Genomic DNA, 24,296 nt, shown 5'->3' with positions numbered 1-24,296 from the left:
ACCCGATCATTGACCAGATTAAGACAAAAGAGGAAATGACGATGATACCATTTAATATCCCCCTGTGTTTGGGAACTGAAATGAAATATATTGAGACAGCCATCTCCAAAAATCATCAGGTTAGCGGGGATGGCCCTTTTACAAAAGCCTGTTCGGACTGGTTGGGTCACAACGCCCAGGTCCCCGGGGCTTTTTTAACGAGCTCCGGTACTGCGGCCCTGGAAATGACGGCCCTACTGGCCGGCATCAAACCCGGGGATGAGGTGATCATGCCGGCCTTCACCTTTGTGACCACCGCCAATGCCTTTGCCCTCCGGGGTGCCACCATCGTTTTTGTGGATATCCGGCCGGACACCCTGAACATCGACGAAACCCTGATTGAAGCTGCCATCACGCCCCGGACGAAGGTGATTGTGCCGGTTCATTATGGTGGCGTCGGCTGTGAGATGGATGCGATTATGGCCATTGCCAGCCGCCACGAGCTGCTGGTGGTGGAGGATGCGGCTCAGGGCCTGATGGCCAGCTATAAAAATAAAGCCCTGGGAAGCATTGGTGATCTGGGCTGTTACAGCTTCCATGAAACCAAAAACTATACCATGGGGGAAGGGGGCGCGCTGCTGATTAATCGCGCGGAGCTACTGGAGCCGGCCACGATTATCCGCGATAAGGGCACTAACCGCCATGATTTTCTGGCCGGCCGGGTGGACAAATATTCCTGGGTCGAGTTGGGGTCCTCCTATTTACCCAGTGAACTGGGTGCCGCCCATCTGCTGGCCCAGCTGGAAGCCGCCGAAATAGTCAATGCCCAGCGGCTGCGCCTGTGGCAGGGGTACTATCAGCAGTTAACGCCGCTGGCGGCAGCCGGCTGTATTGAACTGCCGGTGGTGCCAAAACATTGCACCCATAACGGCCATCTGTTTTATCTTAAAACCGCCGACCAGCGGGAGCGGGATGCACTGATTGACTGGCTTAAGCGTGATCAGATTAACACCGTCTTTCACTATACCCCCCTGCACCAAACCCCAGGCGGTCAAAAATATGGCCGCTTTCATGGTAATGATTTGTACACCACCAGCGAAAGTCTGCGGCTGTTGCGGCTGCCCCTCTTTTATAGCCTTACCGAAGCCCAGCTGGCCACGGTAGTGGCCCGGATCGAGGCCTTTTATCAGCGCTGAAGAAAATGTACAAGCCCTTGATTGAAGATCAATCAAGGGCTTGTAATCAGTTTGGCGCCGATTTATTTTTTCGTCCTGCTTGCGGCTGGGTCAGTTCTTTATACCAGATATTCATGGACTCGATGGAACCGGAAATCTGCGTGTTATTGATAAGGGTGCCGCCGTAATGATAATGAGCCCGGGCAAAGGTGGTATTCATGCCGTTGGAGGCCGCTCGGGCAATGGTATAGAGCAGCCGATAGCCAGTGGCAATCATGTGGCTTTCCATTTCTTTTAGTAAATGAAGAGCCAGCTGATGACCGCGATAAGCTGGCAAGACCGCAAAATCGGTCATTTCCGCATTTAAATTGTCGGGGTCGGTTTCGCTGGAAGAAACGGCCACCAGGCGCTCTTCGTCAAAGACGCCATAGTAGAGGACATGCTCGGCCATCGTTTCCCGCAGATAGGTGGACTCAAAAATCGGGAAGGGATAGCTCTTAAAAACCTTGCTGTAGAGCTGCGCCAGAGTCGGTATATCGGTTTCCTGCAAGAGCCGGATGGTGAACTTCGGAGGCAGGGCTTTGATGACCGGGGTGTTTTGTTTGGCGATGGCTTGATCCAATACTTTTTTTAAATCGCGGTGGTTGGCAGAATTTTCCCGGAGCGGGCAGAAATACTTGCCCAATAACTGACAGTTTTCACGGCCCTGATAAAAACCGGGGATATCGGCTTCCACTTGATAGCCGGCAGCGGTAAAAAGCGGATTGAGCGCGGCCGGAATCTTGGCAATAATTTTAGAATAGTTGTGATCACGAGCCAGTTGGTTTAGCTGGGTGATCAGAGCGGTCGCTTCCGCTTCGGCGCGGGCACATTTCATGACATAAATGCGATTGCTGTTTTTTCCATGTTGAATCAGACTATTACCGTAAGATTCAATGATATCACACATATTAGCCCTCCTCACCGCCATTTCTTTGATCACGTTCAAGATTTTCCGGAACCAGGGTTATGGTTTCTTCATAATCGCACAGAAGTTTGGAGATACCAATCGGCTTGCGGTCACTTTCTTCGCTGTTTAATTTTAATTGCAGCTTGCAATTGAGACAGTCTAAATCGCAGGTGTTGTGTTCATAGCGGTCGGGCATCTGATAGGTGGTGATGACACCTTCATAATTTCGCAAAATGACCTTGTTGGTGGACCAGGAAATCAGATAGTTGGGCATCACCGGGATTTTTCCGCCACCGCCGGGGGCATCAATGACATAGGTGGGAATGGCGAAGCCGCTGGTATGACCGCGGAGGCTTTCCATGATTTCAATGCCCTTGCCGACATTGGTGCGAAAATGTTCCAACCCTTCGGATAAGTCACATTGATATAAATAGTAGGGTCGAACCCGGTTGGCCACCAGTTTATGAACCAGTTTTTTCATTATCTGGGGACAGTCATTGACGTCTCTTAACAGGACTGACTGATTGCCGACGGGAATTCCGATGCCAGTCAGTTTTTTGAGCGCGGCAATTGAGGTTTTAGTCATTTCCCGGGGGTGATTGTAGTGGGTGTTGATCCACAGATTGTCATATTTACTCAGCACCTGAATCAGTTTATCGGTAATCCGATAGGGCAGCACCACTGGCGTCCGGGTCCCAATCCGGATTACTTCAACATGGGGAATGGCGGCAATCAGACTGAGGATCTCATCGAGCTTTTCATCGGACAAGAGGAAGGGATCGCCGCCGGAAAGCAGAACGTCGCGGACGGTGGGGGTATTCTTGATATAGTCAACGCCGGCTTGAATCATTTCAGCAGAAGGGACGGAGTCTACATCACCGACCTTTCTTTTGCGGGTGCAATGACGGCAATACATCGCACAGACATTACTGACGTGAAAAAGCACCCGATCCGGATAACGATGGGTAATGCCACTGACGGGACTATCTTTGTCCTCATGGAGGGGATCTTCCATATCAATGGGCGAGAGCTGTAATTCATCAATGCTGGGAAAACATTGTTTAAAAACCGGATCGGTTTCAAAATCATCATCATCGATTAAGGATAAATAGTAAGGGGTGATGGCCATCGGGAATTTATCAATGGTCGCATTAATCTCTTTTTTTTGTTGATCAGAGAACTGTATGCCCATTATTTTTTCAACCGTTTCGACTTTGCGAATGGTATGCTTAAGCTGCCAGCGCCAATCGGTCCATTTATCCATTAAATCATGTGAGGATTGGTCGGTATTCAGGTGGTGCTGTGTTAATTTGATTGCTTCTTGCATTTTTGTTCCTTTCAGATACATCTTATTATCGGTAATGGTGCAATAAAAAAAACGAACAATCGGTGCTTTGGCTGCAGAGAGTGTCTGCGCGGTATAATTTTGCTTATAAAAAAAGCACTCTAACTCTGTGTTCACAGAGTTAGAGTGCATAGGTTTCGCTAAAGATAACTCACCTTATACCATTCATCATGACTAATACCTTCGAATCAGTCAGAATAGTATAGTATATGACCATGATGATCCTATACAAGCCCCAGTTCCATCCAGGATGTTTTTCCATGTAAATTTCATCGGTTTAATAATCAGCTTACTTATTTCCACATTCAGATCAATACGTAAACAAGCTCACAAATAAAATTACTCAATACATATACTTCACATAATGTTTGTTCGTTTTTGTTAACTATAATAACAACGAAAAGCTATTTTGTCAAGTAAAATGGATTTCATTAAAGGTTTTTTAAAAGAAAGCTCCTTTCAGGCGCAGTGATTACAACGGTGCTGTTATCATCAAGCAGCACGACAGCAAGCTAAACGCAAGGGTTTTCAATTGAACACCCTTCATATCATGGTGTTTTTCTGATACAATGGAGAAAGTCCAAATAATTTTGACCGTTGGTTTAATATTACGCAGCCAATGGCATTTTGACAAAAGTTATAAAACATTTTTTATGAAGGAGTAGTGATGACACGACTATTATTAATTATCTTTGTACAATTATTGTATGTGCCGATGTTAACCCTGCGAACCATTTGCATGGTTAAAAACTTAAAGGTATTAACCGGCTTGTTTGGATTTATGGAAGCCCTGATTTATATTTTTGGTCTGGCCATGGTTCTTTCCGGGGAGCAAAGCATACTGGAGATGGTTGTTTATGCTGTTGGCTTTGCTGCCGGGCTGACCCTGGGGATTTACATTGAACAAAAGTTGGCCATCGGCTTTACCAGTATCCAGGTGAATATTGAAGAGGAAAATCCCACCCTGATTGACGTATTGCGAAACGAAGGCTATGGCGTAACGGTCTATTGTGGAGAAGGTAAATTTGGAAAACGCACTAATCTCGATATTCTGACCCGGCGTAAATCGCAAAAGAGTCTGTTGAAACTCATTGATCAATACGAGCCCCAGGCATTTATCATGTCGTTTGAACCGAAAATGTTTCGCGGCGGTTATCTGACGGAAATGATGAATGGGCGGATCAAAAGAAAGCTACAGCGGGCCGGTCAGGCTGAAAAGGAAGTTAAAAGTGTGCTTGAGAAAACCGTCGCCGAAATCAGAAATGAAACCGAGACGCTGAAAAATGACTGGTTTGAAGGATAGGATGGGGTTGCAATGTAATTAAATCAGAAAGGCATGGTTGTTAATCAGATCGGAAGATGTCACAGTTTAATGGAATTTAATGCCAAGATTAAATCTGGAAACTAGCAATAGAAATTTGGAGAGAACAATGAATGAAATAATGAACGATATATTGAGCTATTTTACTGAAAATAATCACACCCTGACCATAATCTACTCAATCGGTTGGTTAATCATCACGATTCTGCTGGTGACCATTATCAATCGCCTGTTGTTTCGTTACATCGATGATAATTCCCGCTATCATGTTTTCAGAAAACGGATTTATTACACTTTTTCAATTGTTTATTTGATTATTCTATGGGTTTTATGGGCCCGAAACACTGCCTATATTGCCACTTACATCGGTTTATTATCGGCGGGGATTGCGATTGCCTTAAAAGATCTCTTTGCCAATATCGCGGCCTGGTTTTTTATTATGATCAGAAAGCCCTTTGAAATCGGGCAACGGATCTTAATTAATGATAGCCGCGGCGACGTCATCGATATCCGCTTATTTCAGTTTTCGCTAATGGAAGTGACCGATGTCCACGTGGGGGAACAAAGTACCGGCCGCATTGTCGATATTCCCAACCATTTTGTTTTTACTTACCCGACGGTTAATTACACCAAAGGGTTTATGTATATCTGGAATGAGATAGCCGTTTTAATTACCTTTGAAAGTGACTGGGAATTAGCCAAACAGAAGCTGACGGAAATAGTCAATCATCATGCCCTGCACTTTACCGAAGAAGCAGCCGAACAAATTAAATCGACGGCCAGAAAATATATGATTCTCTACAATAATCTGACCCCCATTGTTTATACCGATGTTAAAGAAAGTGGGGTCGAATTGACCTTAAGATACCTTTGTCTGCCCAAACAACGGCGGGATACCAATAATTTTATCTGGGAAGACGTCCTTAAACTGGTTGCCGACACGCCGCAAATCGAATTGGCTTATCCCACCCGCAGGCATATTATTTGAGGACTTTTTAAGTTCAATACCGTGCTCCCTTTAAGACCTCTTGAGAAGGATTTTTGGTCGTTATTACAAAAAAAAGCTGGCTGCTTACCATCACAAAATGGAATCGAAAAGCAGCGGCATTTTATCTTGACAGAAGGGCAATCTTATGCAAAAATGCCAATAAACAAGAGTCTCTGATTTATTAAAGTGACTAGTTGTGAGAAAGAATTCGCCTTATGAAAGGATCATTAACTTGAAAAAAAAATTAAAGGCCAATACTAAGGGCCTGAATACCTTAGAAGGGGTCTATGTCCCAACCCTGCTGACCATTCTGGGCGTGATTATGTACCTCCGTCTGGGCTGGGTGGTTGGTAACGTCGGGCTATGGGGAGCGCTGGCCATCATTGTCCTGGCCCATGTCATCACCGCCACAACGACACTGTCGATGTCGTCGATGTTGACCAATATAAAAATTGGTGCCGGTGGCGCCTACGCCATTATTGCCCGCTCGCTGGGGATGGAGATGGGGGGGGCCATTGGGATCCCGCTTTATTTTTCACAGGCTATTTCGGTCGCCTTTTACATTGCCGGATTCAGTGAGCTGTGGGTCACCTTTTTTCCCAGTCACTCGTTTATAATTGTCGGGATGATTGTTTGGGCAGTCTTGACGGCGGTGTCAATTATCTCGACCAAACTGGCTTTTCGGGTGCAGTATTTTATCCTGGCAGCGGTAGTTTTGTCAATTGTCTCTTTTTTGATTGGCCCCAGTTTAAATGACGGTCCCATGGTGCTTAGTGGTTCCATGGCTGACGCCAGTTTCTGGGCCACCTTCGCCATCTTTTTCCCGGCCGTAACCGGGATCTTAACCGGGGCGACCATGTCCGGCGATCTGGAAAACCCCGGCAAAAGTATTATTAAAGGAACCATTGCGGCAGTAGTCACCGGTTTTGTGGTTTATATGCTTCTGGCAGTCTGGTTTGCCCGTCAGGCGACGGCGGACTTGTTGCTGTCTGATACCATGATTATCTTTAAACTGGCCCGCTTTGATTTTCTGATTATTGCCGGGGTCATGGGGGCGGTTTTATCCTCGGCCTTATCGACATTAGTCAGTGCCCCGCGAACCCTGGCGGCCCTGGCTGAGGACCGGGTGATCCCCTTGGGGACATTTTTTGCAAAAAAAACGAAAAAGGGCGAACCGCTGAATGCCATTTTAATTTCCTCGGCGATTTCTCTGGTGGTGATTGTGCTGGGGAATCTTAACAGTTTGGCCGTGCTGTTGACGATGTTTTTCCTGACCACCTATCTGATGATCAACCTGGTGGTGCTGATTGAACAGGGGACTGGGATTTCCAGCTTCCGACCGACCATGGCGATGTCGATTCTGGTGCCCTTACTGGGAACTCTGGGCTGTTTAGCGGTGATGCTCTTAATCAATGCCCTCTTTACCGGGATTACGATTGTCACCATCATTGTCATTTACTCAGTGTTAAAACGGAAAAATCTGGTGTCGCCCTTTGGCGATGTCCGTAGCGGTGTCTTTGTCGCCCTGACCGAATGGGCGGCCCAGCGGATCATGAAGACGCCCTTTCATCCCCGGCTGTGGAAGCCGGCAGTGGCCATACCGGTAGAATCCCCGGAAGATTTCCGCCGCATTGCGCGCTTTGTCCGCAATCTGGTTTATCGCTCGGGCCGCCTTTATTATATGACCATCTTCCCCGAAACAACCATGGATGAAAGCCAGAAAGAGGCCATCGATGAGGTGCTGGCACCAATTTTGACAGAACATATTTTTGTTCAGAAGGTCTTTGTCCAATCCGATCGTTTTGACAAAATGATCGTTCAGGCCCTGCAGTGCTTTGAAAACAGCTTTCTGCCCCCCAATATGGTCTTGCTGACCATCAGTGATGACCCCGAGAAAAGAGATCGCTTCAAGGTGCTGATCAATGATTTGAAGCATACCCGAATATCGGTCATGTGTCTGTGGCTGCATCCCAAATTTGGTTTGGGTTCGGAGCAAAAGATCAATATCTGGCTGCGGGAAAAAAGCCGCAATAATGATTTAGCGGTTTTAAGTGCCCTTAAACTGATGAATAACTTACGGGCTGATATTACCTTGTATCGGGCGGTTGGCCACGAAAGTAAGAAGGTCAAGGTTGAAAAAGAACTGACCAATTTCATTGAAGCGGCCCGTTTGCCAGGCAACACCCAGATCAAAGTCTTAAACGGCAATTTTTATGAACTACTCAAGACCGAAACAGCCGACCTGACGATTTTAGGGATGCCCGGAAAATATGAGGATATTCTTAAGATTCTCGATACGGCCCCTGGTAGCGTCTTGTTTGTGGCTTCGGGTGGATTTGAGAATATCCTGGCCTGATGGCCGCGCGTCTAGCCGAGTCAGTTCATTAAATAATTGTGAAGAATAAAAAAGGCGCCAGCCGTTGGGTTGGCGTCTTTTTGTGATCCTCTGGGCGGGCTAACCAACAATGGCCTGATAGCCCTCGGGATCGGTATTGCCCTCGGTGTTGAAGAGCAGGATGGTGGAGTTATAGTCTAGCTGGAGCTGCGCTTTCAGGCTGGTCAGGTTTTGGTCTTGAGACAAAGCAACCAGCAGGCCCAGACTGACCGCTCCGGATTCGCCGGCGACGATGGCCGGATCTGAAGTTTGGGGGTGGGCCAGGGTCTGCATCCCCAGCTCGGCGACCCAGTCCGGGCAGCGGGCATAGAAACTGGCATAATCCCGCAAAATTGGCCAGGTCAGGGGGTTGGGTTCGCCGCAGTTTAAGCCGGCCATAATCGTTTCGGGATGGCCGCCCACGGCCAGGGGCTGGCCATTACCCTGGGCGACGGATTTGTAAATACAGGCCACCGTGTCCGGTTCCACAATCGTGGTCAGCGGCGGCGCTTGATCGTAATAATGGGCCAGATAACCCAGCACCCCGCCGGCCATGGAGCCGACTCCAGCCTGCAAAAATACATGGCTGGGTTTGGCAATACCGCGATCATACAATTGCTCCAGGGCTTCCGCCGCCATGGTAGTATAACCCTGGGTAATGGCATTGGGGATCGCCTCGTAGCCGGCCAGACCGGTGTCCTGAATCAGCAGATAGCCGTTTTCGTCGGCCAGCTGGGCTGCCTGGCGGACGGCATCGTCGTAATTCAGGTCGGTGATCTCCACCCGGGTACCGTTGATGGCCCGGATCGCCTCGGCCCGGCAGGGCTTAGTGCCCCGGGGCATCAGCACGATGGCCCGACAGCCGAACAGGGCGGCGGCCCAGGCCACCCCCTTGCCGTGGTTGCCGTCGGTGGCGGTGATAAAGGTAAGCGTTTGGATCTGCTGGCGCACCGCCGGGGCCGTCAGCATCGCATAGTCCAACGGATCGCCGCTGAGCTGAAGATAAGCGGCCAGGATGGTGGCCATGGCGTAGGAGGCCCCCAGGCCTTTAAAGGCGTTAAGGCCAAAGCGCTGGGACTCGTCCTTGACAAAAATATTAGCGACACCCAGTTTTCGGGCCAGTCCGGGCAGGGACACCAGCGGCGTCGGCTGATAGTCGGGCAGGGATTGATGGAAGCGACGGACCGCGGCCACGGCCGCCGGGGCCAGCAGCGGGGTGACGGCCTGGCCCTGGGCGGCGCCGGGGATGATGGTAATCGGTGGTTTCATATGAGACTCCTTTAAATTTAATTGGCAAAAATTGTAGCTGGTAAAGCCGCTATCGGTCTGGTTGAAGTCTACCGCAGTCGTGAGAGGTAAGTTAACCGCTGGTGTCAGCCAGGCCGGGTCAGAGGGACAGATAGGCTTTGATTTTAAAGGCCAGGGCCAGCGCGAACTTTTCTTCCATGGTAATCAGATCCATATGTAACAGCTGACGGATTTTTTTCATCCGATAGTTGATGGTGTTGCGGTGGCTGAAGCTGGCCTCGGCCACGGCCTGAATGCTGCCATCATGTTCGATATAAAGCCGCAGGGTTTCGGTCAGGTGGGATTGGTTGCGGGCATCATGGGCTTCCAGCCGACTCAGGCTGTCCGCCGCCAGACTGGCCAGGATGGCCGGATCGGGAACTGCGAAAAAGAGCTTGAACAGTCCCAGATCATTAAAAAACTGATGGTGGCGATTTCCCTGCGGCACCGTTTTCAGGGCAAAAAGACCCTGCTGATAACTGTGGTGGAGGCTGGCCAGGGAGTCCGCCGGAGTACCGATGCCAAAAGAAACCGGGACAGCCGGATGGGCTGAGGGGATGGCCGCAAAGTCGGTGAGGGCGGTTTGAAGGGCGGCGCTGTCGGGCTTCTGAAAAACAAAGACAAAGGCCTCCCGGAGCCGGAAATGATAGCAGCGGGGGCCGATCTGGCGCAGCCGCTCCATCAGCCGGGCGGGGATTTCCGGGGCGGCAGCCACCATCACCTGATAGGGAAGGTCGGTTTCATAACCCAGGCTGTTCAGGGTGTCGATGCTGGCTTCCGGTTCGTCGGGGTGCAGCAGCAGCCGGGAAAAGGCCATGGTGGTGCGGTCTTCCTGATAGGACTGGGCAAAGATGCGGTTGCAGTAGTCCTGCATGATCGTCGCCAGATGGATTTTCCAGGGCATGGCAAAAAGCGGGAATTGATGCTCGGTGCATAAGGCGATGACTTCCGCCGGAATGGCTTCGGCAAACAGATAGCGGCCGGTATTGAGAATCAGCCCGGCGCTTTTTTGGGCGATCAGCCGGGTGATAAACTCATAAAGCCAGACCCCGGAATCCCCACTCATGCCGGTGGTGATAATCAGCTCACGGCCTTTTAAAAAATCAATGGTGGCGATGTCCTCGGTAAACTGCACCCAATCGATGGGTCGCTGCAGGCCAGCGGCTCCGGCCAGTAGCTGGAGCTGATAGGTGTTTTGGGTGGCCTGGTATAAATCGGCTAAAATGATCGACATAAATTACCTCATTTGAAATGTTAGCGGGTGTTTTGTCCAGTATACTAAAAGGGTCTTTGGCTGTCCAGCACAAGGTTGATCAAATCGAAGTTTTAATAAAAGAAGGAAAATAAAATTTAAAAATAAATCGGATTGATTCAATATTCGCTTAAAAAAGGGGTATAAAAAAATTATCTTGCAAAAAATAATATAATCTTGCAGAAAATAAGACAGAAGAGGTGAATTTTATGAATCGACTTACACAGGCCTGGATTGGGATGATCCTGTTAATCGGGACCCTGGTAGTAAACAGTTTTGGGGCCTTTGGAGTTTTCAATGGCATGTCCCAGCGGGATATTTCGGATATGAATGGCACCCTGATTACTCCGGCGCCGTCAACCTTCAGTATCTGGAGTGTGATTTATGCTCTATTAATTGGGGCTGCCGTGGTGATGATTATTAAGAACAAGGATGATTATTATGGCCAGGCCATTGATGCCATCAGTAAGCTGTTCTGGCTGTCCAGTGGCCTGAATATGCTCTGGATTGTTATTTTTTCCTTTAACCTGATTGGTGTCTCGGCGCTGGTGATTTTGGCCTTTGCCATCACCCTGACCCTGCTGATCCTCCAATTAAAAAAGATCCAGACCGGCAATCAGTGGTTGTTGCCGGCGGCTTTTGGGATGTATACCGGCTGGCTGCTGATCGCCACGGTGGTCAACATTTCCTCCTGGCTGGTCTCGATCGACTGGCAGGGCTTGGGGATTGCCGCCGATGTCTGGGGGATGATCATCCTAATCGTGGCGGTGATTGTCACGGTGGGGGTGACCCTGGTTACCAAAAATGCGATTCTGCCGATACCGGTGGCCTGGGGATATTTTGGCATTTACCAGTCTTTAAATAGCGCCGAGGGCTTCCAGGGAGCCTATCCCAACCTGGCCATGGTGGCTATCGCCGGCATGGTGCTGCTGGTGGTGATGACGGGAATCCAGCTGTATTTGAATGGTTTCCGCTTGATGCCGGTGGTTAAAGCGGATCAGGTTGACGCCTTGTGAGCCGGACGCAGTTTAAAAACCAATCAAGCAATGGTTAAAAAGAGGGGCCGGAGGCCCAGCGCTGTAACAGCGCTAGGGAATCCGGCTTTTTGATTGGCCTTGGGGGTGTCGGAGGCCCTTGTTTACTCAGCACAAAGCAGGTCGAATTATTTAGGCTGGCTGGCCATTGCAGTGGGGATTCATTGTGCTATAATGAGACCAAGAACAAGACAAGGAAGTCACTTCCCGGTCTTGTTTTTTTTTGCAGAACCCCAGGCAAAGCAAGGGTGCTTTGACAAGGGCGTTTTACAATGAGCCAGACAGCCAAGAAATAAGGAGAATAAAATGTTAAAAAATGCCTTACCTGAAATAATTACCAAACAGCTGCCCGGGCCTAAGGCGGCAGCCATCATTGCCCGCCGCGGCGAGGCCATTCCCGGCGCCATCAAATGTGTTTATCCCCTGGTGATCGAGAAAGGTGCCGGCGCGATGGTCGAAGATGTTGACGGCAATCACTTTGTCGACTGGGTCGGCGGGGTCGGGGTGTTAAACATCGGCTATTCCCATCCGGAAATTGTAGCCGCCGTAAAAGCCCAGACCGAACAGTATTTTCATGGGATGTTCAATATTGTCACCCATGAGGGCTACGTGGCGCTGGCCGAAACCATGAACGCCATGGTGCCGGTGCGGGGTGCGAAAAAGAAGACCTTTTTTGCTAACAGTGGCGCGGAAGCCGATGAAAATGCGGTTAAAATTGCCAAAGCCTATACCGGACGCCCCAATATTATTGTTTTTTCCGGAGCCTTTCACGGCCGCACCATGCTGACCATGACGATGACCTCAAAAAAAGCCTATGCCCATGGCCTGGGACCCTTCCCGGATGGCATTTATCGGGCCCAGTTTCCCTATTTGTATCGGAATCCGGCGGGGATGAAGTCGGAAGACGCCATTGCCTATTACACCGACAGCATTCTGAAAGTCTTTGAAGAAGCGTCACCGGCTGAACACGTGGCGGCGATTGTGGTGGAACCCCTCCAGGGCGAGGGCGGTTTTATTCCAGCCCCGCTGGAATGGATCCAGGCTGTCCGTAAAATTTGTGATGACCATGGCATTCTGCTAATGGCCGATGAGGTGCAAACGGGCTTCTGCCGCACCGGCAAGATGTTTGCAAGCCAGTACTGGCAGGAGGTCGGGGTGGAGCCGGATATTATTACCACCGCCAAATCCATCGCCGCCGGACTGCCACTAAGTGCCATCACCGCCCGGACCGAAATTATGGAAGCGGTTAAAGGCGGCACCATTGGCGGCACCTATTGCGGCAATCCGGTGGCCTGCGCCGCAGCCCTGAAGGTCATTGAAATCATGCAGCGCGACCGCCTCGATGAACGGGCCCGGGAAATCGGCACCATCGCCATGGACCGCTTTAACAGCTGGCAGGAACGCTACGCCGTGATTGGCGATGTCCGGGGGCTGGGTGCGATGATTGGGATTGAATTTGTCAAAGACCGGACCACCAAAGCCCCGGACCCGGAACTGGTAGCAGCCATTGTCAATGAAGCCGTCCAGAAGGGCCTGATCATCGAAAGCGCCGGGGTCTACGGCAACGTGATCCGCTTCCTGGCCCCCCTGGTGATCACCGACGAGCAGCTTGCCGCCGGTCTGGATATTTTTGAAAAAGCCATCATCAAATGTGTGTAAACCCTTATTAATTGGCTATGTAATAAACGAATGACCAGCCAGAAAGGAAAGACAATGAAACAATTTGGAATTACCCCGAAGATCCTCGAATTTGAACACTGTCATGAAGTGGGAGAGCATTTTCAGATCGGTGCGGGAGATCTGGTTTTTATCAGTGACCGAACCAATGAGCAGTATTTCAAAGACACCATCAGCGCTGAAGCCTATCGGGTCAACTACCGGAAATACGTGCGGGGCGAGCCCACCGATGTGATGGTGGAAGCGATTTTTGCCGATATCAAAGACTATCAGTATAAGCGGGTGTTCGGCATCGGCGGTGGCACAATATTGGATGTGGCCAAGCTGTTTGCCCTGAAAAATACTGTGCCAGTGGTGGAGCTGTTTAATAAAGAACTGGAAATCAGCAAAGACAAGGAGCTGATTTTGATTCCCACCACCTGCGGCACCGGCAGCGAGGTCACTAATATTTCGATTCTGGAACTCACCGCCATCCATTCAAAATTTGGTTTGGCGGTGGATGAACTTTATGCCGATTATGCGGTACTGGTACCGGAACTGCTAAACGATCTGCCGATGAGCGTCTTTGCCACCAGTTCCATTGATGCCTTTATTCATGCCATCGAATCCTACACCTCTCCCAAGGCCAGTGCCTTTACCCGACTGTATTCGAAACAGGCCATGAAAATGATCATCACTGGCTATCAGGCCATTGCCGCAGCGGGTGCAGAAGCCCGCAAACCGCTGCTGAAAGACTTTATGATTGCTTCAACCTTTGCCGGCATCAGTTTTGGCAATGCCGGCTGTGCCGCCGTTCATGCCATGAGTTACCCCCTCGGGGCAGTTTACCATGTGCCCCACGGCGAGGCCAACTATGCCCTGTTTACGGCTGTTTACAAAACCTATCAGGCCCTTGATCCCGACGGCAGCATCACCGGGCTGAATCTTTTCCTGGCCGGCCTGCTGGGCTGTGAAGCCACTGCTGTTTACGAAGAAATTGAAGCGCTCCTCAATCACATCCTGCCTAAAAAAGCCCTTCGGGACTATGGTGTCACCCCGGCCGATCTGGGCACTTTTACCGAAGCCGTGATGACCAAACAAACCCGGCTGATGGCCAACAACTATGTGCCCCTGGCCCGGGATCAGGTACTGGCAATTTATGAGCAGCTGTATTAGCAACTTTTTGTGCGCAGCTGCCGTACCGACAAAGATTTTTAGGTAACCGTTGATTTTGCCTGGCTGTTAAGTTAAACTTAGCCTTAAGAAAGACGAGGCGAAGAGGATGGATTACTTAAATAAGAATATTTCAATTAATTTAAAAGCAATACGAAAAGAAAAGGGCATGAGCATGGATGAGGTGGCCGAACAGACCGGGGTCAGCAAAAGCATGCTGGGGCAGATTGAACGGGGGGAGGCCAATCCCACCATTGGTACCCTGGGCAAGATCGTCAGCGGGCTGCGGGTGGATCTTTCTGATCTGACCCGGACCCCGGGGATTGGGGTTTATCAGGTTAACCGGGAAAAACTGATTGCCTCCAAAGAGGTGCCCGGTCATTATGCGGTCTACACCTATTTTCCCTATGAAAAAAACCGGAAATTTGAAATCTATGCCGTTGAAATTGAACCCGGGGCCTGTTATGTCAGCGGGGCCCATGGTCAAGGAACCAGCGAGTACATTGTCGTGCACGCCGGCGAACTGACCCTGGAAATCGACAATTCCTGTTATCAGGTCAAAAAAGCAGATGCCCTCAGTTTTGAAACCGCCATGAAGCACACCTATTGGAATAAGGGCCGTGAGAAGCTGAAATTTTTAATTGTGTTTGTCTTTAAACAGTAGTTGTAGCGGTGATCCGTCATTTAAAAAAAACAATATAATGCACAATAAGTATTTTTTTATTGTGTTGAATCCTTATAAAAAGGGGTTTTATAAAATAATTAAATATATTTACTGGTTCTATTGACAATATAATGCACACGTGTTATATTGTACTTGTCAATTGACAGAACGAAGGCGTTCGAAACATGATGGTTCATGTTCCGGCGTTTTTTTTTGTTTTATCCGACAAACGATGAGGTTTGTCAGAACTGCGACACTATAGTTTAAGGAATCAGGAAAGGAAATTTGGAATGAAACTGAAAGACACCGGACTTACAAAAGAGGAATTAAAACAAAAAGTTGACACCTATATGATTGAAACCTACGAGCGATTTGATTTTATCGCGGAGACAGCCAAAGATATGTATATTTATGATGAAAATGGCGAGGCCTACCTGGATTTTTATGCCGGCATCGCAGTGAACAGCACCGGCAACTGCAATGAAAAGGTGGTGGCCGCAGTTCAGGATCAGGTCGCCGATGTGATTCACACCTTCAACTATCCCTACACCATCCCCCAGGTGCTGCTGGCTGAAAAGATCTGCACCAGCATTGGCATGGACAAGATCTTTTTCCAGAACTCCGGCGCTGAATCCAATGAAGCGATGATCAAAATGGCCCGAAAATATGGGGTCGAAACCTACGGGCCGCAGCGCTATAACATTGTGACCGCCAAAATGTCCTTTCATGGCCGGACCTTCGGTGCCATGAGTGCCACCGGCCAGCCGGATAATGCCTGCCAGATCGGCTTTGGTGATATGACGCCAGGTTTTAGCTATGCTGAATTTAATAACCTGCAGTCATTTAAAGATGCCGTCAACGACAATACCATCGCGATCCTCGTCGAACCGGTCCAGGGGGAAGGGGGAGTCCATCCAGCAACAATGACGTTTATGGAAGGACTTCGGGCTCTCTGTGATGAAAAAGGTTTGCTCTTATTACTGGATGAGGTCCAGACCGGCTGGTGCCGTACCGGGGCGATTATGTCCTACATGCATTACGGCATCAAACCAGATATCGTCTCGATGGCCAAGGCCATGGGTGGGGGCATGCCCATCGGCGCCATCTGTGCTACCGCTGAGGTCGCTAAATCCTTTACCATGGGTTCTCACGGCACCACCTACGGTGGCCATCCGGTTTCTACCGCTGCCTCCCTGGCCCAGATTACCGAGCTGCTGGATCGCGACCTGGCCGGCAATGCCCGGGAAATGGGGGCCTACTTTATGGAACAATTAAAAGGTCTGCCCAAGGTCAAGGAAGTCCGCGGTCAGGGCCTGCTAATCGGGGTTGAATTTGAAGACGGCGTCTCCGGCGTTGATATCAAACATGGCGTGCTGGAGAAAAAACTGCTGATCACGGCCATCGGCAAAAACATCATCCGCATGATCCCGCCTCTGATCGTCTCCAAAGAAGACTGCGACAAGGCCTATGGGATTATCGAAGAAACCGTTAAGGAACTGGTTAACTAAATAAAGTTTTTAAACAATGGGGTTTTTACAGCTGAACGGCTGCCGGTCTGATCAATCAGACCGGCAGCAAGCGGCTGGTAAGGACCCCATTTTTTTATTGAAATACGTAATTATTGTAACAATTTCAAAAACGAAAGGAGTGTATGATCGGGAATGCGGATCATACAAACGAAAAAATGAGTGAAAAAACGAACAAGTCAAAATTTGACAAGGTGTTAAATACCAAAGATATTTTTGTGCTGGCCTTCGGCGCCATGATTGGCTGGGGCTGGGTGGTTAATACCGGCATCTGGATTGAAACCGCCGGTGCCCTGGGAGCGGCCCTGGCCTTTCTCATCGGCGGGGTGATGGTGCTTTTTGTCGGGCTGACCTATGCCGAACTGACTGCGGCCATGCCGCAATGCGGCGGCGAGCATGTCTTTAGTTATAAGGCGATGGGGCCGACCGGATCGTTTATCTGTACCTGGGCGATTATCCTCGGGTATGTCAGCGTAGTGGCCTTTGAAGCCTGCGCCTTTCCCACCGTTATTCAATACCTGAGTCCCAATTTCCTGCAGGGTTATATGTACACCGTGGCCGGATTTGATATTTACGCCTCCTGGGTGGCTGTCGGGGTAATCACTGCCATTATTATTACCGCCATCAATATTCTCGGGGCCAAAACAGCGGCCAAACTGCAGACCGTTTTTACTGCGTTAATTGCTGGCGCCGGACTACTGTTAATTGCCGGATCAGTCATCAACGGCGCTCCCGCCAACATTGCCGGAAATATGTTTGGCGGCAGTATTGAAATGGGCACCACGGCCCTGGGCAGCGTGCTCACCGTGGCCGTGATGACACCGTTTTTGTTTGTGGGCTTTGATGTCATTCCCCAGGCGGCGGAAGAAATCAACGCCGGATTCAAGAAAATTGGCGGCATTATGATTCTGTCGATCCTGATGGCCGTGGCTTTTTATGCTTTAATCATTTTGGCGGTTGCCTATGTGATGCCCTTAAGTGCCATGGCAGATTCCACCCTGGTGACTGCCGATGCGATGGGGCTGGCCTTTAACAGCACAATTATGACCAAGGTGCTGATTGTCGGCGGGATGGCCGGGATCATCACCAGCTGGAATTCTTTCTTAATTGGCGGCAGCCGGGCGATGTTCTCAATGGCGGAATCCAACATGATTCCCCGGGTTTTTGCCAAACTGCACCCTAAATTCAAAACTCCCGTTCTGGCCATTGCCCTGATTGGTGTGTTGTCAGTGATTGCCCCTTTCTTTGGCCGGAAAATGCTGGTCTGGATCGTCGATGCCGGTAGCTTCGGGGTCTGTCTGGCCTATGCCATGGTATCACTGTCCTTCCTGATCCTCAGAAAAAAAGATCCCGACATGAAACGCCCCTACAAGGTCCGTTTCGGCACCTTTGTGGGCATCGTGGCCGTGGCTTTATCGGGGATGATGACACTCTTATATGTGATTCCGCTGCCCTTTGCATCCACCGCCCTGGTCATGGAAGAATGGATCATGGCTGGCGGCTGGGCGGTATTAGGAGTGATCTTCTATGGCTACTGCAAGTTCAAGTACGGCGATGAGTTTGGCGCCCATATCGATGTGGAATATATCGATGTAGATGAAAAACCAGTCTTCGCCGGCCGGGTTGGCAGCGTAACCGAATAACCTCACGGTTAGTTTGAGTGCGATGCCGTGTCCGCTCTGATGCGGACAAGATGATGTAACAATTGTCGGTACTGGTTTAGTCGTTTGTTAATTTACATTGGATAATTATTATAATAGACTGGATCTGAAATTATGAAAGGAAGACTGATGAATCGTTTTAGTTTTAAAATACCCCAGGAAATAATCTGTGGTGAGAATAGTATTGAGAAAATCCCGGAGCTGTTGAGTCAGCAGGGGTTAATGAAGGTGATGGTGATTTCGGATCCCCATTTGGAGAAGCTGGGGATGGTTGCCAGGATCACCGATATTTTGGGCCGGGCGGGGATTGGTTTTGACAGTTTTTTAGAAATTGAGGCCAATCCTTCAGTGGAAACCGTGGAGCAGGCAAGGCTGGCTTTTGTCACAAGCGGGGCAGATTGTCTGATTGCGCTAGGCGGCGGTTCCCCCATGGATGTGGCCAAGGCCGTGGGGGTACTGGCCAGGTTTGGTGGTGCCATCACCGACTATGAGGGGGCTCATCTGGTTCCCGGGGCGATTATTCCGCTGATAGCGATTCCCACCACGGCCGGTACCGGCTCGGAGGTGACGGCCTTTGCGGTGATCACCGACCGCTCCCGAAATTACAAGCTGACGGTGTTCAGTTATGAACTAATTCCGGCCTATGCAGTACTGGATCCGACGCTGGTGATGACGGCTCCGGAAAAAATCGCTGCGGCCTGTGGGATTGACGCCATGGTGCACGCCATCGAGGCTTATCTCTCCAAGGCGGCTTCACCTTTTTCTGATGCCATGGCCGAAAAGGCGCTGGAACTTATTGGTAAAAATATTCGTTTGTTTGTGGCCGATCGGACCAATCTGGAAGCGGCCGCGGCAATGCTCTACGGCAGTATGTTTGCCGGGATCGCCTTTGCCTGGGCGCGACTGGGTAATGTCCATGCGATGGCCCATCCCCTGGGTGGTTATTTCGATGTCCCCCATGGGGTGGCCAACGCGGTACTGCTGCCGACGGTGCTGGAATATAACGCCCTGGCTGATACCGGACGCTATCAGACCATTTACGAAGCGATTAAATGCGGTGACGGCTGGGAAGATTTCACGCCCCAGACGTTGGTCGATGAGATCCGCAGTCTGACCGCCGCCCTGGGTATTCCCCAGACCCTGACGGAGGTGGGAGTCACCGCCGATAAGATCCCGGCGATGGCCGTAGACGCCATGAAAAGCGGCAATATTCTGGTCAATCCCCGGGCCACCACCCTGACGCAGATCGAAGACCTGTATCGCCAGGCGTTGTAGCGGTGGGCGATATGGAAGCAATCGAACAAATAATAAAACTGGTGGTCGAGTCATCGGGTTGCCCGCTTTACGCGCCGGGGGATGAAGTCATCTTCGACGGACCCCTGTTGGATAAGGACAAGAGTGGAAATTTCTGCATGATGGCACTCAGTGCAGTATTTCCCTTTGTCTATGCCGCCCGTAAAGGCGTCATCAGCGAGGCCCCGCTCCAATGTCCGGACTGTGGGGAAAAAGTGGTGTTTCGAATCATGAAAGCCTGATAACTGCCCCCGAAAGAAAAACAAGGCCTGATGTCACCATTCATCAGGCCTTGTTTTCTTTATTGAAGCGGATAATCCATTTTTTAAAATCCATTGACAACTTTTTAAAATCCCGGTATGCTGATAGTAAAGGGTAACGGTGTTCATAGATTAGTTTAAAAGGAGGATTTATGAAAGTTGGATTAATTCGCTGCCAGCAAACCGAAGATATGTGTCCCGGCACCACTGATTTCAAGGTGATGCGGGACAAAAAGGCGGCCTTTGAGGGAATTGAAGAAGACATTGAGATCGTTGGCTTTGTCAGCTGCGGCGGATGTCCCGGGAAAAAAGCCGTGACCCGGGCGACGGAAATGGTGAAGCGCGGAGCCGATACCATTGTGCTGTGTTCCTGTATCACCCGGGGGAATCCGATCGGCTTTGTCTGTCCCAATGCAGATCAGATTAAAGCAGCGATTGTGAAGAAACTGGGCGATGAGATCCGGATCATCGATTATACCCATTGATCGTAAGTATTCCCAGAAAAATCAGGCCTGTCCTAGCGGCGACCTGTTTTTTTTTAATGATCACCAAAATTCTTAAACAAAGCATTGGTTTTGATCCTTAAAGGGGGTATATATTTAAAACAAGTGATTGCGACTCGATTTGAATGAGCGTATACTTTTTACTATGAATATCAAAATAATGAATGCTCAGGAGGAGAAATGAAAAAGTCACATATCCTCAACCCGGATTTGCTTTGGAAAGGTGGTGTGCCAGATGACCTTAGAGAGCTTGTTTAATCGCATCAAACTCAAAGAATCCTCCAGCTTGCCGGAACAGGATCAGTGGTATCTGGAAAACCGCCGGCATGCTCAGGAAATGATGAAAACCGCTAGCTGGACCTATGAAATCGGTAAGGACACGGTTTATTTTACCGATGAATACTATCATATTTTTGAAACAGTGCCGGAGCAGCTGGCAACCAACGCCGAGGCCTATTTTCAATTTGTCTGCCCGGACGATGTCAGCAAGGTAAAAACATCACGTGAACGGGCCTTTCAGGGCCAGGATCAGGAGCTGGAATATCAGATTATCACGGGATCGGGCCAGCCGAAATTTGTTAAAGAAAAAACCCGGACCCTCCTGGATGAAGGCGGCCAGCCGGTTAAAATTATCGGCGCCCTGCAGGATATTACCAGCGAAAAAACCGTTGAAAACCGTTTGAAAGAGCTGGGCGAAAACCTCAATCTGGGTCAAAAGGTGGCCGGCCTGGGCAGTTGGAAATACGATGCGGTTAAAAATGAAATCTTCTGGTCTGATGAAATCTATCGGATCTATGATCTCAAACCGGAAGAATTTGGGGGCACCGTGGTTGAATTAATGGATTTTACCTATCCGGCGGATCGCCATGTTTTAGCCGAACTCACCCAAAAACGGCTGGCTCATCAAAAATTTGATCTCCAGTACCGGATCCAGTTGCGGGATAAAACCATTAAGTACGTGCGCCTGGTGGGGGAACCGCTGCCCAATAAGGATGGCTTAAACACCGATCTGGTGGGTACCATCCAGGACATCACTGAAATCAAAAAACTGGAAAACGAGATTATTTTCATCAAAAAAAATCTCGAGCAGGCCCAGCGGCTGGCAAAAATAGGGAGCTGGGAAATGAACGTTGAAAAAGCCCAGAATTTTATGTCGGATGAGGCGTTGCGGATTTTTGGGATCACTGCGGCTGAGTTTAAGGGCACCTTTGATGATTTTTTAAGCCGGGTGCATCCCGAGGATCACCATATCATCACCGATGCCATGGCCGGCGAGCTGAGCGAAGAACCCTTTGAGCTGGAATTTCGGGTGATCCGGAAAGATGGCACCATTCGCGAGGTTTTTCAGGTGGTAGAATATCATTTTGATGACAACCGGCAGGTATCCCATGTTTATGGTACCATCCAGGATATCACTGAAAGAAAAGAATATCAGCGGGCCATTGAAATCAAACAGCAGGAGATCGACAAAATTGAGCAACGCACTAAAATGCTGATTCAGGAATCCGGGGTGGTCTTTGAGATTATTTCGGCGGCGGGGATCATCCGCTATATTAGCGATACCTCCCAAAAGGTGATCAATTACGATCCCGGCAGTATGATCGGCAAATCGGTCTATGACTACTATGATCACGATGAAGCGGCCTATTTAAAGGGCCTGATTACCAATGCCATGGAAAATAAATTGATCGCGGAAACCGGGATTATCACCTTTGCCGGGAATAGTGATCGGCCTATTTATCTGGAAGTGCATATCCAGAATTTTCTCGATCATCCGGTTATCCAGGGACTGGTGCTGGATTTTCGGGATGTCACCAATCGCATTATTATGCAGCGAAAAATTGAAAAGATGGCCTCCTATGATGAAACCACATCGCTGCCTAAACCGAATCAGTTTAAAATAGAGCTCGCCGAAAAATGTCGCAAAGCCGATCGCGACAAGCAGAGTCTGATTGTGATGATGCTGGACTTTGAGGGCTTTAAAGAGATCAATGATTCGCTGGGATTTACGGTGGGCCAACAGCTGATTGTCCAGATTGTCATGCGGCTCCGGGGACTGTTAGGAAAAGATACCCTGATTTCCCGGTATTCCGAAGATCATTTTGCCATTGTCATCGAGGGACTGATCAATCTGGAGGCTTATGAGGCCAGAGTTCTGGAAGTCATCGACTTTTTTCATCGTTCCTTTAAAATTGATATCTATGAATTTGATGTCAATGTCAATGTCGGGGTCAGCGTTTATCCGCCGGAAGTGACAGCAACGATGGCAGCGGCTGAAGACGAAACAGCTGAGCCGGATCCGGCCCGGGATGAGCTTGAAGAGCTGGTTCAATATGCCAATATTGCCCTGGTGTGGTCAAAAAAAGAGGGCCAGAACCGTTACCGCTTTTATTCTTCAGAGCTGAATATCCAGAACTATAAACAGCTGCAGCTGCGCAACGATTTGCGGATGGCGGTGAAGCGGGATCAATTTATAGTTTATTATCAGCCCATCGTGCGGTTACAAAACAATCAGATCCTGGCGGTGGAAGCGCTGATCCGCTGGAATCACCCGGATTGGGGGATGGTTTCGCCGGAAGAATTTATTTACCTGGCGGAAGAAACCGGGGCGATTGTCGAAATGGGCAAATGGCTGTTGCGGAAAGTCTGTGAAGATCATCGCTACTGGACCTTAAAGGGCTACGATCCGGTTCATATTTCGGTTAATTTTTCCAGTATCCAGTTTTATGAGCGGGATTTTGTCAAAAATATTACCGATGTTCTGGCTGAATTTGAGGTGGATCCCCAATATCTGATCGTCGAACTGACCGAAAGTCTGATCATCGAAAATGCCCACAAGGCCATTGACGATATCAAAAAACTGCAGCAGGCCGGAATCAAAGTGGCCCTCGATGATTTTGGCACCGGTTACTCATCGCTGAGTTACCTGCAGCATTTTAACATCGATATTATCAAAATGGATGCCTCCTTTTTAAAAAATGTGATGGTAGATCAGACCACCGCCATCATCGCCCAGGCGATCATTAATCTGACCAAAGAGCTGCGCATTAAACTGGTTTGTGAAGGCATTGAGAACTGGGAACAGCTGTCATTTTTAAAGGAAAATAATTGCTATGCCGGACAGGGCTATCTTTATTCGCGACCGGTGCCGTTTCTGAAAATCGATGAGATCCTGGCAAAAGGCAAATGCCGGCCGGTGCTCAGCAATGCCACCTTAAAAACCCGGACGGAACGGCGTAAATATTTCCGGCTGCCCTTCCGGGATTTATTAAAGACCGATCTGCGGATTTTGAAGATTAAGGATAAAACCATGAAGGTGGGCAATTCCAAGGCCCTGATCAAAGACCTGGGCCCTGGGGGACTGTGTTTTATTTCGAACATTCAGTTTCCCCTGGAACGGGATTTTACCCTGAAATTTACGACCACCCTGATGGGCCAGGAGTTCTCGGCCATCGGCACCCCGGTCTGGAGCCTGGAAGCGGCGGATAATCTTTTTGAATACGGGGTGAAATTTATGATGGATGAACATGAGGGCGAGGAACTGATGCGAACCCTTTATGAGCTGCAGGTAAAAATGAAGAAAAATATTCTCTTTGCTGACGGCAGCTTTACCGATAAAACGGCCTACCAGTATTTTGACGAACTGACTGGGCAACCGACGGTCATGAAGGTCGATTTCAGCCAATATAAGCGAAGCAAATTTTAGCTGACGGCGAAAAAAAAGATGAACCAAAGTTCATCAATCGAATTATGAAGCAGCCAACCAGTACCGACAATTGTTATATCATGTTGTACGCATCGGGGCGAACACGGCAACGCCTGTTCGATCCCGCAGCGAACAACAGATTAACAATTG

At 49.4% G+C, this 24,296-nt stretch carries 18 protein-coding genes; 14 read left to right on the top strand and 4 right to left on the bottom strand.

All coding sequences use genetic code 11. The annotated features are described in order from the left end of the window. The first annotated feature begins 41 nt into the window (after nt 1–41). The gene (rffA, locus tag ACEW8F_RS16590; RefSeq protein WP_373484609.1) at nt 42–1,175 is read left to right on the top strand and encodes a dTDP-4-amino-4,6-dideoxygalactose transaminase; all 1,134 of its coding nucleotides are present in this window, start codon (nt 42–44) and stop codon (nt 1,173–1,175) included. A 46-nt stretch (nt 1,176–1,221) separates the two neighbouring features. Here rffA and ablB read toward each other — a convergent pair whose 3' ends face one another. Beyond that, nucleotides 1,222–2,103 (bottom strand): putative beta-lysine N-acetyltransferase, encoded by an 882-nt coding sequence (gene ablB, locus ACEW8F_RS16585; RefSeq protein ID WP_373484575.1) that lies wholly within the window; start codon nt 2,101–2,103, stop codon nt 1,222–1,224. A gap of 1 nt (nt 2,104) precedes the next feature. Beyond that, nucleotides 2,105–3,430 carry a lysine 2,3-aminomutase gene (ablA, locus tag ACEW8F_RS16580; protein WP_373484574.1) on the bottom strand — a complete coding sequence of 442 codons (1,326 nt, stop codon included), beginning with the start codon at nt 3,428–3,430 and terminating at the stop codon, nt 2,105–2,107. Nucleotides 3,431–4,115: 685 nt separating this feature from the next. Between ablA and ACEW8F_RS16575 the strand changes: the two genes are divergently transcribed. The 3 genes from ACEW8F_RS16575 to ACEW8F_RS16565 all read left to right on the top strand — a co-directional run bounded on the left by ACEW8F_RS16575 (nt 4,116) and on the right by ACEW8F_RS16565 (nt 8,113). Further along, a complete protein-coding gene (locus ACEW8F_RS16575; RefSeq protein ID WP_373484573.1) occupies nt 4,116–4,751 on the top strand; it encodes a DUF2179 domain-containing protein in 636 nt (211 codons plus the stop codon). A 127-nt stretch (nt 4,752–4,878) separates the two neighbouring features. Continuing rightward, nucleotides 4,879–5,757: a mechanosensitive ion channel family protein gene (locus ACEW8F_RS16570; protein WP_373484572.1), complete on the top strand. Its 879-nt coding sequence runs from the start codon at nt 4,879–4,881 to the stop codon at nt 5,755–5,757. A gap of 232 nt (nt 5,758–5,989) precedes the next feature. Next, nucleotides 5,990–8,113, top strand: coding sequence for an amino acid permease (locus ACEW8F_RS16565; RefSeq protein WP_373484571.1), 2,124 nt, complete (start codon nt 5,990–5,992; stop codon nt 8,111–8,113). Nucleotides 8,114–8,212: 99 nt separating this feature from the next. Here the strand turns inward: ACEW8F_RS16565 and ACEW8F_RS16560 are convergent, their stop codons facing one another. Together ACEW8F_RS16560 and ACEW8F_RS16555 are read right to left on the bottom strand one after the other, a co-directional pair. Further along, nucleotides 8,213–9,400 (bottom strand): diaminopropionate ammonia-lyase, encoded by a 1,188-nt coding sequence (locus ACEW8F_RS16560; RefSeq protein ID WP_373484570.1) that lies wholly within the window; start codon nt 9,398–9,400, stop codon nt 8,213–8,215. A gap of 118 nt (nt 9,401–9,518) precedes the next feature. After that, nucleotides 9,519–10,652, bottom strand: coding sequence for a PucR family transcriptional regulator (locus ACEW8F_RS16555; RefSeq protein WP_373484569.1), 1,134 nt, complete (start codon nt 10,650–10,652; stop codon nt 9,519–9,521). A 227-nt stretch (nt 10,653–10,879) separates the two neighbouring features. Here ACEW8F_RS16555 and ACEW8F_RS16550 point away from each other — a divergent pair, with 227 nt between their 5' ends. The 10 genes from ACEW8F_RS16550 (at nt 10,880) to ACEW8F_RS16505 (ending at nt 24,146) form a co-directional block, all read left to right on the top strand. Further along, on the top strand, nt 10,880–11,686 hold the full coding sequence (locus ACEW8F_RS16550) for a tryptophan-rich sensory protein (RefSeq protein ID WP_373484568.1): 807 nt from the start codon (nt 10,880–10,882) through the stop codon (nt 11,684–11,686). 324 nt (nt 11,687–12,010) lie between these two features. Beyond that, nucleotides 12,011–13,363: an aspartate aminotransferase family protein gene (locus tag ACEW8F_RS16545; RefSeq protein WP_373484567.1), complete on the top strand. Its 1,353-nt coding sequence runs from the start codon at nt 12,011–12,013 to the stop codon at nt 13,361–13,363. Nucleotides 13,364–13,417: 54 nt separating this feature from the next. Beyond that, nucleotides 13,418–14,536 carry a 4-hydroxybutyrate dehydrogenase gene (locus ACEW8F_RS16540; protein WP_373484566.1) on the top strand — a complete coding sequence of 373 codons (1,119 nt, stop codon included), beginning with the start codon at nt 13,418–13,420 and terminating at the stop codon, nt 14,534–14,536. A 106-nt stretch (nt 14,537–14,642) separates the two neighbouring features. Then, nucleotides 14,643–15,197: a helix-turn-helix domain-containing protein gene (locus tag ACEW8F_RS16535; RefSeq protein WP_373484565.1), complete on the top strand. Its 555-nt coding sequence runs from the start codon at nt 14,643–14,645 to the stop codon at nt 15,195–15,197. 290 nt (nt 15,198–15,487) lie between these two features. After that, entirely contained in the window at nt 15,488–16,705 is a 1,218-nt protein-coding gene (locus tag ACEW8F_RS16530; RefSeq protein WP_373484564.1) for an aspartate aminotransferase family protein, read from the top strand. Nucleotides 16,706–16,848: 143 nt separating this feature from the next. After that, nucleotides 16,849–18,366 carry an APC family permease gene (locus tag ACEW8F_RS16525; RefSeq protein WP_373484563.1) on the top strand — a complete coding sequence of 506 codons (1,518 nt, stop codon included), beginning with the start codon at nt 16,849–16,851 and terminating at the stop codon, nt 18,364–18,366. Nucleotides 18,367–18,513: 147 nt separating this feature from the next. Then, on the top strand, nt 18,514–19,659 hold the full coding sequence (locus ACEW8F_RS16520; protein ID WP_373484562.1) for an iron-containing alcohol dehydrogenase: 1,146 nt from the start codon (nt 18,514–18,516) through the stop codon (nt 19,657–19,659). An 11-nt stretch (nt 19,660–19,670) separates the two neighbouring features. Further along, entirely contained in the window at nt 19,671–19,919 is a 249-nt protein-coding gene (locus ACEW8F_RS16515) for a TIGR04076 family protein (protein ID WP_373484561.1), read from the top strand. 170 nt (nt 19,920–20,089) lie between these two features. After that, the gene (locus tag ACEW8F_RS16510) at nt 20,090–20,422 is read left to right on the top strand and encodes a CGGC domain-containing protein (RefSeq protein WP_373484560.1); all 333 of its coding nucleotides are present in this window, start codon (nt 20,090–20,092) and stop codon (nt 20,420–20,422) included. A 253-nt stretch (nt 20,423–20,675) separates the two neighbouring features. After that, entirely contained in the window at nt 20,676–24,146 is a 3,471-nt protein-coding gene (locus ACEW8F_RS16505; RefSeq protein WP_373484559.1) for an EAL domain-containing protein, read from the top strand. Nucleotides 24,147–24,296: the final 150 nt, after the last annotated feature.

The organism is Acetobacterium sp., from assembly GCF_041752335.1.
GTDB lineage: Bacteria > Bacillota > Clostridia > Eubacteriales > Eubacteriaceae > Acetobacterium.
The sequence above is the reverse complement of the archived record's forward strand: the minus strand, read 5'-3'. Positions and strand labels throughout refer to the sequence as shown.

Excerpts from the sequence above, each read along its gene's own strand:
- ablB (WP_373484575.1), bottom strand. The coding sequence starts at position 2,103 with ATGTGTGATATCATTGAATCTTACGGTAATAGTCTGATTCAACATGGA.
- ACEW8F_RS16510 (WP_373484560.1), top strand. The coding sequence starts at position 20,090 with ATGAAAGTTGGATTAATTCGCTGCCAGCAAACCGAAGATATGTGTCCC.
- ACEW8F_RS16530 (WP_373484564.1), top strand. The coding sequence starts at position 15,488 with ATGAAACTGAAAGACACCGGACTTACAAAAGAGGAATTAAAACAAAAA.
- ACEW8F_RS16545 (WP_373484567.1), top strand. The coding sequence starts at position 12,011 with ATGTTAAAAAATGCCTTACCTGAAATAATTACCAAACAGCTGCCCGGG.
- ACEW8F_RS16520 (WP_373484562.1), top strand. The coding sequence starts at position 18,514 with ATGAATCGTTTTAGTTTTAAAATACCCCAGGAAATAATCTGTGGTGAG.
- rffA (WP_373484609.1), top strand. The coding sequence starts at position 42 with ATGATACCATTTAATATCCCCCTGTGTTTGGGAACTGAAATGAAATAT.
- ACEW8F_RS16555 (WP_373484569.1), bottom strand. The coding sequence starts at position 10,652 with ATGTCGATCATTTTAGCCGATTTATACCAGGCCACCCAAAACACCTAT.
- ablA (WP_373484574.1), bottom strand. The coding sequence starts at position 3,430 with ATGCAAGAAGCAATCAAATTAACACAGCACCACCTGAATACCGACCAA.
- ACEW8F_RS16550 (WP_373484568.1), top strand. The coding sequence starts at position 10,880 with ATGAATCGACTTACACAGGCCTGGATTGGGATGATCCTGTTAATCGGG.
- ACEW8F_RS16570 (WP_373484572.1), top strand. The coding sequence starts at position 4,879 with ATGAATGAAATAATGAACGATATATTGAGCTATTTTACTGAAAATAAT.
- ACEW8F_RS16525 (WP_373484563.1), top strand. The coding sequence starts at position 16,849 with ATGATCGGGAATGCGGATCATACAAACGAAAAAATGAGTGAAAAAACG.
- ACEW8F_RS16535 (WP_373484565.1), top strand. The coding sequence starts at position 14,643 with ATGGATTACTTAAATAAGAATATTTCAATTAATTTAAAAGCAATACGA.
- ACEW8F_RS16540 (WP_373484566.1), top strand. The coding sequence starts at position 13,418 with ATGAAACAATTTGGAATTACCCCGAAGATCCTCGAATTTGAACACTGT.
- ACEW8F_RS16515 (WP_373484561.1), top strand. The coding sequence starts at position 19,671 with ATGGAAGCAATCGAACAAATAATAAAACTGGTGGTCGAGTCATCGGGT.
- ACEW8F_RS16505 (WP_373484559.1), top strand. The coding sequence starts at position 20,676 with ATGACCTTAGAGAGCTTGTTTAATCGCATCAAACTCAAAGAATCCTCC.
- ACEW8F_RS16575 (WP_373484573.1), top strand. The coding sequence starts at position 4,116 with ATGACACGACTATTATTAATTATCTTTGTACAATTATTGTATGTGCCG.
- ACEW8F_RS16560 (WP_373484570.1), bottom strand. The coding sequence starts at position 9,400 with ATGAAACCACCGATTACCATCATCCCCGGCGCCGCCCAGGGCCAGGCC.